This window comes from Fulvivirga sp. AWR4_260, from assembly GCF_056158185.1.
Genome location: NZ_JBSWSU010000015.1, coordinates 4185930 through 4201690, shown reverse-complemented (window position 1 = coordinate 4201690; position 15761 = coordinate 4185930). Strand labels below are relative to the sequence as shown.

Here is a 15761-nt window from a genome sequence, read left to right as displayed (position 1 = left end):
TGTTTGTAATAATACCTCTTTTCTAAAGCGACAGCTTATTTTTAATACCTCTGGTTTTTCTTCTTTATTGTTTTGGGTTACTTTGTACAAAATTAAAATATGGCAAAGAAATTATTATATATACTACTACCACTAACCCTGATCTTACTTGGAGGATATTATTATTGGAATCAGCTAAAGTTGGTTAAAGGTGATATCTGGAGTAAAGTACCTGATAATGTTGTATTAGTGTATGAATGTAATGATCCTATTGGAAGATGGAATGGGTTATTAGATAGTAATGTATGGCAGTCTTTAGCACAGGACGACTCTTTTGAAAGTATAAATGATTATTTGAGAGAGCTGGATAGTCTAGGAGGTAAGTCTGGGGCTGTAGATAAGTTGCTTAAAAATAATAGCTTACTCTCGTTACAATTGACTTCTAAAAATTGGTTTGATTTTGTATTTTACATTGATCTTTCTACTGCAGAAAAGCAGGCATTGGCTTATGACATCATAGATAAATATAAAGGAAGTAAAAAAGAAAGGTTGTATCAAGGGTATACACTTCATGAAATAGGAGAGAAGGATAAGCCATTCACTTATTTAATAGATGAAAATATTTTTATTGGGAGTTTTACACCGTTTTTGGTGGAAGACGTTGTGAGATTGTTGGATGGTAAGATAGATGCCTTTAAGACTAATAATCCTGAGTTTGATGAAATCAGTAAGTTGGCAGATGATGATGGGAATTTATATATCAATGTAAGTGAGTTAGGGAAGTTCTTTATTGCCTTTGGAGAATCTGGTGCACGAGATCAGAGGGCTAATGTAGTTAAGCTGGGCAAAAATAGCTTTTTAGACGTAAGCATAAATGATGAACGATTGTTGTTAAATGGTTTTACTCATGTTGGTGAATCCGATTATTTGAATATTTTTAAGAATCAGGTTCCCCAAAAATCAGATCTTAAATATTATGTATCAAATTCGACTACGGCATTAGTTGAGTTGACTATAACTGATGCAGTTACTTATTTGGAGTCTACTTCACAATATTATTTAGCAGAAAGGAAAAGTTATTTTTCTGAACGGAATACATTTATTAATGAGTATGGAATTCGATTAAAGGATTTGTATTCATGGATTGATGGATCGCTGGCTTGTGCTACGATGGAAGCTTATGGGGACTATAAGTCAGATAGGCTTGCCTATATTGAGTGCTCAGATGTAAATGAAGGTTTGAATTACCTTAATGAGCTGAGTGAGTCAATAGTTAAAACATCTACAGATACGGTATATCAAGAGAATTTTGGAGGTTATGATATCCGTGAGTTAAACATTAAAGAATTTCCTTACTTAGTGTTTGGGCCGGATTTTACAGGTTTTGAGGAATGTTATTATATGCTTTTAGGCAAGTATATAGTAATGGGGACTAGTATGCAGGTAATGAAGGATCTTGTTGATGACATTGATAAAGAGGAGACGTGGGGGCGAAGTGTGACATTCAATAAGTTTTTAAACGGTAATATGGAAGAGGCTAATTTGGCCTATACTTTTAACTTAAATAGGGGGTGGAATGCTTTTATAAATAAACTTGACGATAAATGGCAGAGGTATTTTCAAGAGAAGTCAATGGTTTATAAAAACTTTGATTTAGGATCGATACAGTTTAGTGCACTTGATGAGAGTTTTTATACCAGTATTGCGCTTAGGCATGAACCGCATGAGTATTATGTAAAGGGGCAACAGTTTGAATCATTATTAACATCAAATATTGAAAATAAAATTATAACTAAGCCATTTGTGGTGAGGAATCATATAACTAATGGATTGGAAACACTAGTTCAGGATTCGGTTTATAATTTGCATTTAATATCAGAAGAGGGAAAAGTACTATGGACTGATTCCATTGGAGAGCCTATAGTGGGAGAAATTGAACAAGTTGATTATTATAAAAATGGGAAGGTTCAATACTTTTTTGCAACTAATACCAGGTTGCATATTATAGACCGGTTAGGCAATAAAGTTGAAAATTATCCGATTACGTTGGGAGTGAATAAGCTACAATATGCCAATGTTGTGGATTATGATAAAAGCAAAAGGTATAGATTTTTGCTGGGAGATGAATATGGTAGTTTGTATTTGTTCAATAAGGCAGGTGTTAATTTAGAAGGTTGGATGCCAAGGAAATTAACAGGAAAACTTGCCTCAAAGCCGTTTCATTTGCGTGTGAGAGGGAAGGATTGCATTGTAGCTATGCAAAGTGATGGTGTTATGAATGTGCTGAATAGGCGTGGTGAAGATATGCCAGGTTTTCCGCTTCAGTTAGACTTAAGAGTAAATACGGAACCTCATGTTCATATTGGTTCTGATTTCAAAAACACAATTTTTAGTGTTTTAGGAAAGGATGGGAAAGTTGTTAAGTTAAATTTATTGGGAGAGGTAATAAGAACCGAGCAACTCTATAAGGAGAATAAAGATTCTGAATTTACTATTATACCTGATGCGCTGGGTAAATCTTATTTAATAGCGCGGCAGGATATGAATAGGCTAGTCCTTTTAAATTCAGATAATGAAGAAGTATTGTCTAAAGACTATTTGAGTTACGGGAAATTAACGGTGCAGTATTATAATTTTTCTCCCGAGAATAAGATTTATGCCATTACAGATAGGGATCAGGGTTTTACATATATTTATGACAAAGAAGGGACTTTAGTAAATTCAAGACCTATTGATAGTGCACATGAAATAGCTATTATATATTTCGATACGAATAAAAAATATAATATATATTGCACGTCAGAAAATCAATTGAAAATTCTGTCATTTTAATCCATATTATTGATGCGTACTTTAATTTGTTGGCTGGTTATATTCACGGCCATATTTACAACCCAGGTGAATGCTCAGGAAGCCGATACTTTAGAGTATAGTTTGAGTTCACCTTACAATACTATTTATACTCATTTAAGCTATTTACAAGATGATAACTATTATCCAAGTGTAGCTGCGAAGGTTTTTAACCCTGAAGATATTAATGGGAAAGCGGCTGAAAAGCTAGCTGTCAAATTAAAACAGGTTTTAGATGGTGCAGGTATTTACCTCGACTTAGAGGAAATTCCTCATTCTAAAGATTATGTAGATTCTACGCATAGTCAGAAAAAAAGATATTATTTAGCTAAGCGTTTTCCATCGCTGTATGTGGAGAAAGTAGGAGGCAAGTGGTATTATTCATCTAAAACGGTAAAAAGTATACCATCATTGCATAAGGAGGTTTATCCTTTTGGTACTGATAAATTGTTGGAGATATTACCATCATTAGGTTCTACTAAGATATTGGGCTTATACCTATGGCAAATGATAGGTATATTGTTACTCGTTTTTGTAAGTTTCTTGCTGCATAAGCTTTTTACATTCTTGATTGAGAAACTTATTATTCAGGTGCTATTGAGAATGGGCTATAAGAAGCTTGCTGATGAAGTGATATTACCTGTGGCGCGGCCAATTAGTTTTTTAGTTATATTTCCACTGCTTATCGTTTTGGTGCCAGTGCTTCAGCTACCTATTGAGATGAATAAGTATGTTGTAATTGCATTAAGGGCAATTTGGCCGGTATTTGCTATTGTGTTTCTTTATAGGTTGGTTGATATAGTTTGTATTTACCTTGGGAAATTAGCAGATAAGACTGAAAGTACGCTAGATGATCAGTTGGTACCATTATTAAGAAAGGTGCTGAAAACTTTTGTTGTAATAGTAGGTGGGCTCTTTATACTCGATAATTTAGAGTTTGATATTACTGGGCTTATCGCAGGTTTATCAATAGGAGGTTTGGCATTTGCTTTGGCTGCCCAGGATACAATTAAGAACTTTTTCGGGTCTCTAATGATATTTGTAGATAGACCATTTCAGGTAGGAGACTGGATAACCTCTGGCGATGTAGATGGTACAGTGGAAGAAGTTGGATTCAGATCTACAAGAATAAGAACTTTTAGAAATTCATTGATGTATATTCCTAATGGCATTATTACCAACCAGATGATTGATAACCATGGGTTGAGGGTATACAGACGGTTTATGACTAATATTGCCCTTACGTATGACACACCTCCAGAACTAATAGAGGTGTTTGTAGAGGGGCTGAGAGAAATAGTGAAGCAACATCCAGAGACAAGGAAAGACTATTTTGAAATTCATTTCAATGATATGGCAGATTCTTCATTGAATGTTTTATTCTATATCTTTTTTAAGGTACCCTCTTGGACAGATGAGTTGAGAGCTAGACACGAAGTGTTGTTAGAAGTAGTGAAGCTGGCAGAAGTTCTTGGAGTGAGTTTTGCATTCCCAACCCAGACCCTACATGTTGAGACTTTTCCCGAGAAAAAGGGAAACTCGCCTGAGTATACTTCAAGCTCACCTGAGTTAAAGGCCAAGCTTGAAACATATCTCAGTAAGGGTAAGAATTAATTAATCTAACTTTAAAAATTCCTCTATTGCATTATAGACAATGTCTAGTTCATCATTGGACATAATGTATGGAGGAATTATATAAATTAAATTACCTAAAGGTCTGAGTAAAATGTTTTTACTAATGAAGTAAGGGTAAAGTACATTTCTCATTTCACTAAAATAAGAGCTGTCATTATTAGTGAAAAAATCAAGTGCCAGTATAGTTCCAAAACTTCTGATGTCTCTTACTTTGGCATTATCTTGATGCTTATTACAAAATTCTTTGTGCTTCTGGCCTATCCTTTGAATATTATTTTGACATTCATCCGATAATAATATGTCATAACTGGCATTAGCAGCAGCGCATGCAATAGGATTTGCAGTATATGAATGCCCGTGTAAGAACGTTTTATAGAGATCAGGGGACTTGAAGGCATTAATAATCTCTTCTGTGCATGAGGTTACGCCTAATGCCATAGTACCTCCTGTAAGTCCTTTTGAGAGGCATAGAATGTCTGGCTTATGATTTAGGTAATCACTGGCGAAATTTTTACCAGTTCTTCCAAAACCAGTCATTACTTCATCAGCAATGCAAATTACACCATGCTCTTGAGCGTATGCAATTAGCTTGTCGAGTATTTCGGCACTATACATACGCATGCCTGCAGTACCCTGTACCAATGGCTCAAAGATGAAAGAAGCGGCCTCTCCTTGGTCAACTAATGCTTTGAACTGATTAAATACCTCATCGTCATTATTTCCATTAGGAAAATCAATGAAAGTGACCTCAAAAAGGTGATCTTGAAACGGTTTTGTGAAATCATTTCTTTCACCAACAGACATAGAGCCGAATGTGTCTCCATGATATGCTCCATCCATGGCTATTACCTTTTTCTTAACAGTCTTTTTGTTATACCAAAACTGAAAAGCCATTTTTAATGCTACTTCTATTGAGGTGCTGCCATTGTCACTATAAAAAATTTTCGATTGATTATCAGGTAATATATTTAATAGGTTTTCAGCCAAAGTGATGGCAGGTTTATGCGTGAACCCAGCGAAAATTACATGTTCTAAGTTATTGGCTTGCTCACTTACGGCTTCGGCAATTTTTGGATGGCTATGGCCATGTAAATTTACCCACCATGATGATACAGCATCAATTATTTTTCTGCCATCTTCAGTATATAGATATACTCCCTTTGCTGATTTAACATAAATGGGGTCATCTACTCCTTGTAGTGGCGTAAAGGGATGCCAAATACTTTGTTTATCTCTTTCAATCCAGCTCATTCCAGTTCTTTTTTAGTATGCTAGCGTACTTATTTACAATGTTTTTATTTATAGTTGTTTCTTGTCTTATGTGCAAAAGGCATGGCGCGTTGGTGTGTTCAAGAATGATTTTTTGACTTGAAGGGTTTTCTTCGCCATTAAATATTATCCCTTTTACATTAATATTTCTGTGCTGCAAGGCCTCAATAGAAAGCAAGCTATGGTTTATACTTCCTAGATATAGATTGCAGACTAAAATGACCTCAGCATTAAAATGCTCAGGCAGGTCAATCATTTTTTCTTTACGGTTAATAGGTACCATTAACCCTCCAGCACCTTCAATGATGAGGTTGTTTTGAGTGTCAGGTAATTTTAACCTATCAATAGTTATATCGATATTTTCAACTTCTGCCGCGTAATGAGGGCTGGCAGGAGTTTTTAAAAAATATTGTTCTGGATGAATTATAATATTATCTGTAACCAGACTTCTAACCTTATCGCTATCTGTAGGTGTACCTGCTTGAATGGGTTTCCAGTAATCAGCTTGTAATGCTTGAGTAATAATGGCGGAAGCAAAAGTTTTTCCGCTATCAGTACCAATAGCCGATATAAAATATTTCATAGTAGTTGTAAATTATTAACTAATGATTCTATTTGAGATTCGTTATTAAAAGCATGCAAACATATTCTGAGCCTCTCTTCACCAGTTTTTACGGTAGGAGATAAAATAGGTCGTACATCAAATCCATTATTTTGTAAAAGTAGGGCAGCGTTACGGGCTTGCTCATTGCCAGAAATTAATATGGTTTGAATAGGGTGCGAGTTCGTAGAGGCTTTAAATTTTAAATGACTTTCTTTTACTAATTGACAGAAAAATTGAATGTTTTTGTCTAGCTGACTTTTTATAACGTAGTTGTTTTTCAGAAATTGGAAAGCACCAACTACCGTAGAAATACTGTGTGAAGCAGGAGCTGTAGTATAAATAAAAGGACGAGCAAAGTTAATTAAGTAATTTTTTAAGTTAGTACTTCCTGTAATTGCAGCTCCATGTATGCCCATTGCTTTGCCAAAAGTATAAATGTGAGCAAATACATTTTTTTGTTCATTAAGTTCATTGGAAAGACCATTCCCTAAATGCCCGCGAAGCCCTGTTGTATGTGCTTCATCTAATATGACTTCAGCCTTGTATTTTTTACTAAGTAAAATGATTTGTTTCAATGGGCACTCATCACCATCCATGCTGTAAACAGATTCCACCACAACAAATACCTGCCCTTTGTTCTCTGTTGCCTTTTCAAGTTTCTTTTGCAAATCCGATAATGAATTATGCTTAAATGGATATTTGTGAGCTAAATTGAGCCTTATTCCGTCTTTAATGGAGGCGTGTGATAGCTCATCATAAATGATGGTATCTCCTCTTTGTGGAATACTCGATAAAATGGCTAGATTGGCATTATAGCCAGCATTAAATATAAGGCATGCCTCAGCTTTGAAATATTCACTTAAATATTTCTCTGCAAATTCGGTGTATTCGTGATTGCCAGAAAGTAATCGTGAGCCTCCTGACCCATTGAAGAAACCGTGCTTTTTGTCGAGCTCTATTATTTGCTGATGAAGTTGGCTGCTAGCGGCAAGGCCTAAATAATCGTTAGAAGTGAAATCTATTAAATTAGAACCCTTTATTGTTTTTAATTGACGGTATAATTGAAGCTTTTTTCTTTCTTCCAGCTTTATACTCAGCCTTTCATTTAAATCCATGCAGCTTTAATTTAGGCGGCAAAAGTAAGGATTGTTTTACTGATGAAAGAAGCTTTTAAGATTTCCTTAAGTAGAAAAGGCTCCGAATTGGAGCCTTTAGTTTTATTTTTTTCTCATTTTTTCCATCTGATCCCACATTTCTTGTGGTACGGCTTCCAAGCTATTGAACTCACCACCTCCGTTTATCCATTCACCACCATCAATGGTTACTACTTCACCATTAACATATGCTGCATAATCTGACATGAGATAAGCCGCCAGGTTGGCCAACTCTTGATGATCTCCATATCTTTTTAATGGGATTCTATTCAGAGGGTCAATCTTCTCAGCTAAATCTCCGGGGAAAAGTCTTTTCCATGCACCTTCTGTGGGGAATGGGCCAGGAGCAATGGCGTTTGATCTTATATTATATTTTGCCCATTCGGCAGCTAGCGACCTTGTCATAGCTAAAACTCCAGCCTTTGCAGATGCTGATGGCACTACATAACCTGAACCGGTCCAGGCGTAGGTGGTAACTATATTGAGGAAAACCCCCGCTTGTTTTTTATTAATCCAATTTTTGCCAGCGGCTAAAGTAAAGTTATAGGTTCCTTTTAAAACTATGTCTACTACTATGTCAAAGGCTCTGTGAGATAATCTTTCGGTAGGGCTGATGAAGTTTCCTGCAGCATTGTTTAGTACTCCACTAATTGAACCGAACTTTTCTTCAGTTTTGCGAAGTACCTCTTCAATTTCTTCATAATTTCTGATGTCACAAGCTAGAGGTAATACGGTTCCTTTAGTATTAGTTTCTTTTTCTAACTCTTCAGCGGCCTTCTCAAGTACATCGAGCTTTCGGCTGGCGATAACTAAATTAGCCCCGAGCTCTAAAAAATATTTGCCCATTGAGCGGCCCAGTCCGGTTCCTCCACCGGTAACTATATACGTTTTGCCTTTTAAGGCATTGTCTTTTAGCATTCCTTCCATGAGTTATTCAATTGGTCTTCTTTAAAGTTAATTATAATTTACTCAATGATGTAATGGGAATATCAAAAAAAAGCCCATTCTTATTTAGTAAGAATAGGCTCAACTAGGTGGCTTAAAATATATTAATTGCCTCTTCTGGCATATTGAGAGCCAGAGCTTCTTTGGCTTTTTCCGCTAGAGCGGCTATTGCCACGGCTGCTACCTCTGGAAGAAGAATGGCGCTCATTACTTCTAGATGATGATTGATTATACCTTCCTCTTCTTGTAGGGCTGCTGCTTTTTGCTTGCATTCTATTTCTACTACTATGATTATCATGAACAACCACAGTTTTTGATTTATGAACTACATGTTTTGTTGGTGCTGAGTGGTGCACTACATGAGTGTTGTGATGATGCACAACCGTGGGCCTTGAATAAACTACATGATTGTGCCCATGGTGGTGATGACTATGGCAACCATTAAAGTGTGAAGAGTAATAATTTGAATGGTATCCGCAATGGTTAGAACAAACGTGATTTACCAAAGGGTAATAGTCTCTTACGCGTCTGTGCATTACATGTCCGTAATTATCAAGCCTTACCTCTACAAACACATCTCCTCTTTGTAGTACTACATCAAAAAATAAATCTCCATGATTGTAAACTCTAGATGCGTGCACCCAGTCATACCCATAATAGCGATCATATACTACGTGAGAAACACTGGTAGGAACTCCCCACGTGTGTTCTATTCCAAATGATGCGGTAAAATGCTGCGCTTGGCTTTGAACTTTTATGATTAGGCATAAACCTAATATTAGTATCATCTTTTTCATGGCCTTAAATGTTTGATTATGAGTATAGTTAATCAATCATGATGCCAAAAAAGATTTTCCTTTTTTAAAGTGTTGATTTTCAGTGTTTTGTTAGTTGTCTTTAAGGGGTAAAGCCTGAGTTTTCAGGCTTTACAAATATGATTAATTATGCCAATGCATTTTTTAAATCAGCTATTAAATCATCAGCTTCTTCAATACCAACACTTAGTCTGATTAAGGAATCTAATAATCCAATTTTAATACGCTCTTCTCTTGGGATACTGGCGTGAGTCATAGTAGCCGGGTGGTTAACCATAGACTCTACTCCACCTAAAGATTCTGCTAGTGAAAAGAATTTAAAGCTTTCCATTACTTTAAAAGCTTCTGCCTGATCATCTCCTTTAAGTGTAAATGAAATCATTCCGCCAAAGTCTTTCATTTGATCTTTAGCAATATCATGGTTCGGGTGAGACGTTAAGCCTGGCCAGTACAGATTTTCTACCTTAGGGTGATCTTTTAAAAATTCAGCGATTTTCTTAGCATTTTCACAATGGCGTTGCATCCTGATATGCAATGTTTTTATTCCTCTTAAAACTAAGAAGCTATCTTGAGGGCCAGGAGTAGCACCACAACTGTTTTGTATAAAGGCAAGTTCATCTTTAAGTTTATCATCTTTTACTACTAATGCCCCCATTACTACGTCAGAGTGACCAGCTAAATATTTTGTTACAGAATGCATAACAATATCGGCTCCAAAATCTAAAGGCGTTTGTAAATAAGGTGTAGCAAAAGTGTTGTCTACGGCTAATAGTAAATTGTGCTTTTTAGATATTTCAGCTGCAGCTTTAATATCTATTATATTCATCATGGGGTTAGTTGGACTTTCTACCCAAATGAGCTTAGTATTTTCGTTAATGTAGGCTTCAATATCTGCGATATTCTCCATTCCTACAAAATGGAATTTGATACCGTACTTAGAAAATACTTTAGTAAATAAACGGTATGTGCCCCCGTAAAGATCGTTAGCAGCAACTACTTCATCTCCAGGTTTTAATAATTTAAGAACTGCATCTATTGCAGCTAACCCTGATGAAAAACAAAGACCATGGTTGCCATTTTCTAAGGCGGCTATACTTTTCTGAAGCGCATCTCTGGTGGGGTTTTGAGTTCTGGAATATTCGTACCCTTTGTGGTCTCCCGGAGAGGCTTGTACATAGGTTGAGGTTTGAAAAATAGGAGTCATGATAGCTCCTGTAGATGGATCAGGCTCTACGCCTGCATGTATGGCTTTTGTACCGAACTTCATAGTTTGATTCTGTTAAGATTTAACAAATACCTTAAACCACAAAGCTACACTTTAATATTACTTTCCAGAGGTGTTTAGTTATTTACTCCAATATGTCTTGATGTTTTCTTTCCAATGGTCTTTATCAGAAACATAAAGCAGGGTATTGATTAACATTTTGTCTTCAGCAGATTTGTTTTGAGTAGACTCCAGTGTTTCTAAAAATATCTCACAAAGTGTATGTTTGAAGCTGCTGCCTTCTTTTTCTGCTAGTAATTGTAGTAATGAAACGATATCTTCTTTTCTGATATCTTTAGCTAAAGATTCTAATGTAGGAGTATTGGCAATGGCTTCTGTTTCTTTGCTTTTACTTACCTCGTCAGGGGTCACTAGCGATGAAGCTTCTTTTTTAAGAAAAGCATCTAAATCTTTAAGTGGATTTTTTCTCTTGGCCATATTATAACTCTTTTATGATTGCTTGAGCAATGTCTAAATACTGTTTTTCTGCTAAAATGGTGCTGAAATTAACGTAAAGATTTTTTTGAGGTACTGCTACATCCAAAACTTGAGCTTCTAAATTGTTTAAGGTGTCAAGTATTGTGCTTCTTTTAGTTAGGCTGTGGATACGATTAGGGAGTACCATTATTTTAAGATTTTCATTGAGCTCTTTGGCTGGAGATAAATCTGTTATTGTTTGATATGTTACCAGTAGGTCATTTTGTGTAAGGCTGGTGGGTACTATAACAGCATCACTCACTAAGCATAGCTTTTTAATGCCTTCATCGGTGGGTTTTCCGGCACTGTCTACAATAATATAGTCATACGGAGTATCAGACTTTTTTAAGCCTTTAATTTCATCTGATATTTTTTCATCCTTTGAACCTAAAATTTCAAAAAGTGAATTGGCCTTAGCGCCAGATTCGAAGGTTTCCATTTTCCGAAGAGTACTAAGTGTGTAGTTAGTATCAGTTTCAATTAAAGCTACTTTATTACCCAGGTTATTGAGCATTGTAGCTAAGTTGATAGCATTAGTAGTTTTTCCAGTGCCACCCTTTCTGCTTACAAATGAGATTACTTTAGTCATCGTGATAAAAATAATCATACAAGAGTATAAATACAAGTGAAGGGCGGTGGTGGTATTTTATGCGTTACGAGTTAAGAATATATAAATGCTGTGAATTAGCGGGTATTAGTTAATTTTAGACCTTATTTTTGAGTTGAAAAAATATTATAAACATGAGGAAAGTATATTATTTATCAACTTGTGATACCTGTAAACGAATTATGAAGGAGGTTGGGGTATCTGACAATTTTGATAAGCAGGATATAAAAACAGAGAAGATTACTGAAGAGCAGTTAATAGAGATGAAAGAGTTGGCTGGCAGCTACGAAGCTTTGTTCAGTAGAGTAGCTAGAAAGTACAAGGAGCTTAATTTAAAAGAGAAAGCTTTAACTGAAGCTGATTATAAGTCTTATATATTGGAGGAGTATACTTTTTTGAAAAGACCAGTGTTTTTGGTTGACGGAGATATCTTTATCGGCAACTCCAAGAAAAACGTGGAAGCATTAAAAGAAAAGCTAGCTTAATAAAAGTGAATAAAAAAATAGGGCTGATGTTAATCAGCCCTATTTTTTTTATATTAATTCTCTATTCATATCGAATCTTTCTAGGAAGTCAGCTACTCGCCTTACTACCATTCCTCCAAGTGAGCCATCAACTACTCTGTGGTCGTAGCTATGTGATAAGAACATTTTATGTCTTATGGCTATAGCATCGCCATGAGGCGTTTCAATTACGGCTGGCTTTTTAACAATAGCACCTAATGCCATAATGCCTACTTGAGGCTGCATAATTATGGGCGTGCCCATAACATTGCCAAAAGAACCTACATTTGAAATAGTGAATGTGCCTCCAGAAAGCTCGTCAGGGCTGAGTTTGCCTTTGCGTGCTCTTCTAGCTAAGTCGTTTACCTTTTTGGCTAACCCAGTAATGTTATATTGGTCGGCATTTCTTATTACAGGCACTATAAGATTGCCACTAGGAAGTGCCACAGCCATTCCAATATTGATATCCTTCTTCTTTATAATTCTATCGCCATCTACCTGTACATTAATCATTGGGTAGTCTTTAATGGCTTTGGCCACAGCTTCTATAAATAGAGGAGTAAAGGTCAATGCATCACCTTCTTTTTCTTTAAATGTATTTTTGTTTCTGTTTCTCCAGAATACTAAGTTGGTAACATCAGCTTCCACAAATGATGTTACGTGTGGAGAGATTCTTTTAGAATCTACCATGCGTTCTGCAATCATTTTGCGCATGCGATCCATCTCTATGATTTCATCGCCAGCACTGATAGAAACATTTACTCTTTGAGGTTCCCTAGCTGGGGCACTTGCTGTTTGTACACTTGGTGCTGCTGCTATAGGCTGAGCTGATCTAGTTTCTACGTAACTAAGTATGTCTTTTTTAGTAACACGTCCTTCTTTTCCTGTGCCAGGCACGGCAGACAGCTCGTTCATAGAGATGCCTTCTTCCTTTGCTATGTTTTTAACTAATGGAGAGTAAAATCTGCCATTAGCATCTCTTTTTTCTATAGTTGCTGTTGTTGTCTCTGTACTTGCTGCAGTCGAAACTTCTGCCGTCTCTTGTTTTTCGACTTTAGTGTCGGCAGATTCATTGGATTTAGTAGGTGCTGAATCATCACCTTCTGTGGCTATGATAGCTATGGGTTTACCAACTTCTACTACCTCTCCATCTTTGGCTAAAATTTCTTTTAGAACACCTGCATGAGTAGAAGGTACTTCAGTATCCACCTTGTCAGTAGCTACTTCAAGAACAGATTCATCTTGTTCTATAGTATCACCTTCCTTTTTGAGCCATGAAAGAACGGTTGCTTCCATGATGCTTTCACCCATTTTGGGCATTATTAATTCTACTAGAGCCATGTTATTATATCTATATTGAAAAAATAAGCAAAATTTAAGTATTAGTTATTGTCACCTGTTGTTTGAGTTAAGCTAACTCTGATCAGGTTAAGTACTGCGTTGGCAGTTGCTTTTATGTTAATACTTCTGTCTTTCCATAACTGTAATTTTTTAGTTATTGTTTTCTCTCCGTCAGCAAAAGCAATCCATACTGTGCCTACAGGCTTTTCAGGTGTTCCTCCGTTGGGGCCTGCTATTCCACTTGTGGCTATTCCAATGTCGGCATTAAAAATATTTCTAACATTATTAGCCATTTCACTTACAGTAGCTTCACTAACTGCTCCGTGTGTTTTAAGTGTGTTTTCGTTTACTTCTAAATTACCAATTTTTAAATCATTATGGTAAGGGATTATACTGCCCCTTAAATATTCAGAGCTGCCTGCTATACTTGTGATAAGGTGCGATACAAAACCGCCAGTGCAACTTTCTGCAATAGATAGAGTGAGCTTTTTATCTTTTAGTATTTCACCTACGGCAGATTCTATTTGGTCTTCATTGTAACCATAAACATATTTTCCTGCAAGCGGGAGTAGGGCAGTTATCTGCTCTTCTACTTGCTTTTCAAGCTCCGGTTTATCGTTACCAATAGCTGTTAGCCTTAAGCGTACTTGCCCCATGCTAGGTAAGTAGGCTAGTTTTATGTGAGAGGGTAAATTATTTTCCCATTCTTTGATTAAGTCAGCTAACCACGACTCACCAATGCCTATGGTCTTAATTACTTTATGATATATAATGTCTGTTTTAAAAACAGATTGTAGTTTAGGAATGATGGTGTCCGTCATCATTCTTTTCATTTCGTGCGGTACACCGGGCATGGAAACAAAAACTTTTCCGTTTTTATTGAACCACATACCTGCAGCGGTACCTAGAATATTGCTCACCATTTCACAGCAAGTAGGTAGTGCTGCTTGCTGACGGTTTATTTCTGTTAATTCTCTTCCTTTGCTTTCGAAAAAAGCGGTCAATTCTTCCAATGCTTTTTCATGCATTTCAATTTCGCAGCCAAAGTATTCTGCTAAGCAAGGTTTTGTAAGGTCGTCATTGGTTGGGCCTAAACCTCCTGTTATAAGTACTATGTCAGCACGATTTTCAGCTTCTTTAAAAGCAGTAAGAATCTCTTCTCTATCGTCACTTACGGTAGTTTTTCGAATAGTCTTAATGCCAACTTTGTCAAGTTCGGCACTCATCCACTGTGAGTTAGTATCTGTTATTTGGCCATAGAGTATTTCATCTCCAATGGTCAGTATTTCAGCTTTGGTTTTGTACATCTTTCTTAGTTACGATCAATGTTAAATGCTTAGTTTTAATGTAGTTGAAGCTGCTTTATTTCAACTATTTAATAATACCGAGCATTACAAATCTACTTATTTATTAACAACTTTTTACACGTTAACTAAAAGCCGATAGATTAGTGTGAATAGCTATGATTTTACCAAATGATCGTTTATTAAATATGTATTTGTATTATTGTTTGTTGGGTGAATTTTGCGCTTTTCTCTGAATGTTGGTAGCTATTTTGTAAATTGTAGCAGAAAATAAACCACTGATATGCTGAGAATAAGTTCAATAATGTTATTAATGGTGCTGGTGATGGCCTGTACTAGTACTCAAATTAACCAGACGCTAGGAAGTATCAACGATGCGCTGGGTAATGGAGGAGGATTAACCTCCGAACAAGTGGCTGCGGGTCTGAAGGAGGCATTAATAAAAGGTATTACTAATGGATCTGCTCAGGCGTCTAAAGTGGATGGCTACTACAAAAATGGTAAGATAAAAATACCGTTTCCTCCAGATGTGCAAAAGGTGGAAGATAAGCTTCGGCAGATAGGCTTAGGAAATGAGGTGGATAAGTTTGTGATGACTTTGAATAGAGGCGCTGAAGATGCCGCTAAGGAAGCTAAATCCATATTTGTTTCGGCTATTAAGGCTATGACTATTCAAGATGCATGGAATATTTTAAAAGGAGATGATGATGCTGCAACTCAATACTTAATGCGCACAACTTCAGCTCAATTGAAGTCAAAGTTTAAGCCCGTTATTAAAAGTTCGCTGGATAAGGTAAGTGCTACAAAATATTATGGTGATATTATTAATACTTATAATAAAATCCCACTTGTAGATGATGTAAATCCTGATTTGAATGATTATGCTACCGATAAAGCTATTGAAGGTTTATTTTATTTGGTGGCTCAGGAAGAAAAGAAAATAAGAGAAGACCCTGTAGCTCGAACTACAGATTTATTAAAAAAGGTATTTGCAGCACAAGACTAATGAATGTA

Annotated in this window: 14 protein-coding genes; 4 read left to right on the top strand and 10 right to left on the bottom strand. The window is 36.2% G+C overall.

What is annotated here, in order from left to right; translation table 11 throughout:
* Window positions 1–99: 99 nt before the first annotated feature.
* Together ACXACQ_RS23560 and ACXACQ_RS23555 are read left to right on the top strand one after the other, a co-directional pair.
* On the top strand, window positions 100–2811 hold the full coding sequence (locus ACXACQ_RS23560; RefSeq protein ID WP_474978463.1) for a hypothetical protein: 2712 nt from the start codon (window positions 100–102) through the stop codon (window positions 2809–2811).
* Window positions 2812–2823: 12 nt separating this feature from the next.
* Window positions 2824–4443, top strand: coding sequence for a mechanosensitive ion channel family protein (locus ACXACQ_RS23555; protein ID WP_474978462.1), 1620 nt, complete (start codon window positions 2824–2826; stop codon window positions 4441–4443).
* Here the strand turns inward: ACXACQ_RS23555 and bioA are convergent, their stop codons facing one another.
* From bioA to ACXACQ_RS23515, 8 genes are all read right to left on the bottom strand, one after another.
* A complete protein-coding gene (gene bioA, locus ACXACQ_RS23550; protein ID WP_474978461.1) occupies window positions 4444–5715 on the bottom strand; it encodes an adenosylmethionine--8-amino-7-oxononanoate transaminase in 1272 nt (423 codons plus the stop codon).
* Window positions 5702–6316 (bottom strand): dethiobiotin synthase, encoded by a 615-nt coding sequence (gene bioD / locus ACXACQ_RS23545; protein ID WP_474978460.1) that lies wholly within the window; start codon window positions 6314–6316, stop codon window positions 5702–5704. Before bioD ends, bioA begins: the two co-directional genes overlap by 14 nt.
* Complete coding sequence (locus ACXACQ_RS23540) at window positions 6313–7452, bottom strand: aminotransferase class I/II-fold pyridoxal phosphate-dependent enzyme (protein ID WP_474978459.1); 1140 nt, start codon at window positions 7450–7452, stop codon at window positions 6313–6315. The genes bioD and ACXACQ_RS23540 overlap by 4 nt, the downstream gene beginning before the upstream one ends.
* A 102-nt stretch (window positions 7453–7554) precedes the next feature.
* On the bottom strand, window positions 7555–8418 hold the full coding sequence (locus tag ACXACQ_RS23535; protein WP_474978458.1) for an SDR family oxidoreductase: 864 nt from the start codon (window positions 8416–8418) through the stop codon (window positions 7555–7557).
* A 122-nt stretch (window positions 8419–8540) separates the two neighbouring features.
* Window positions 8541–9233, bottom strand: a complete 693-nt coding sequence (locus ACXACQ_RS23530) for a hypothetical protein (protein ID WP_474978457.1) — start codon at window positions 9231–9233, stop codon at window positions 8541–8543.
* A gap of 145 nt (window positions 9234–9378) precedes the next feature.
* Complete coding sequence (locus ACXACQ_RS23525) at window positions 9379–10518, bottom strand: cystathionine gamma-synthase (protein WP_474978456.1); 1140 nt, start codon at window positions 10516–10518, stop codon at window positions 9379–9381.
* Between the two features lie 78 nt (window positions 10519–10596).
* Window positions 10597–10953 carry a hypothetical protein gene (locus tag ACXACQ_RS23520; RefSeq protein ID WP_474978455.1) on the bottom strand — a complete coding sequence of 119 codons (357 nt, stop codon included), beginning with the start codon at window positions 10951–10953 and terminating at the stop codon, window positions 10597–10599.
* Between the two features lies 1 nt (window position 10954).
* Window positions 10955–11581 carry an AAA family ATPase gene (locus ACXACQ_RS23515; protein ID WP_474978454.1) on the bottom strand — a complete coding sequence of 209 codons (627 nt, stop codon included), beginning with the start codon at window positions 11579–11581 and terminating at the stop codon, window positions 10955–10957.
* Between the two features lie 152 nt (window positions 11582–11733).
* Between ACXACQ_RS23515 and ACXACQ_RS23510 the strand changes: the two genes are divergently transcribed.
* Window positions 11734–12084 (top strand): arsenate reductase family protein, encoded by a 351-nt coding sequence (locus ACXACQ_RS23510; RefSeq protein ID WP_474978453.1) that lies wholly within the window; start codon window positions 11734–11736, stop codon window positions 12082–12084.
* Between the two features lie 48 nt (window positions 12085–12132).
* Here the strand turns inward: ACXACQ_RS23510 and ACXACQ_RS23505 are convergent, their stop codons facing one another.
* Window positions 12133–13443, bottom strand: coding sequence for a dihydrolipoamide acetyltransferase family protein (locus ACXACQ_RS23505; RefSeq protein ID WP_474978452.1), 1311 nt, complete (start codon window positions 13441–13443; stop codon window positions 12133–12135).
* A gap of 41 nt (window positions 13444–13484) precedes the next feature.
* Window positions 13485–14750, bottom strand: a complete 1266-nt coding sequence (locus ACXACQ_RS23500; protein WP_474978451.1) for a competence/damage-inducible protein A — start codon at window positions 14748–14750, stop codon at window positions 13485–13487.
* Window positions 14751–15030: 280 nt separating this feature from the next.
* Between ACXACQ_RS23500 and ACXACQ_RS23495 the strand changes: the two genes are divergently transcribed.
* On the top strand, window positions 15031–15753 hold the full coding sequence (locus ACXACQ_RS23495; RefSeq protein WP_474978450.1) for a DUF4197 domain-containing protein: 723 nt from the start codon (window positions 15031–15033) through the stop codon (window positions 15751–15753).
* Window positions 15754–15761: the final 8 nt, after the last annotated feature.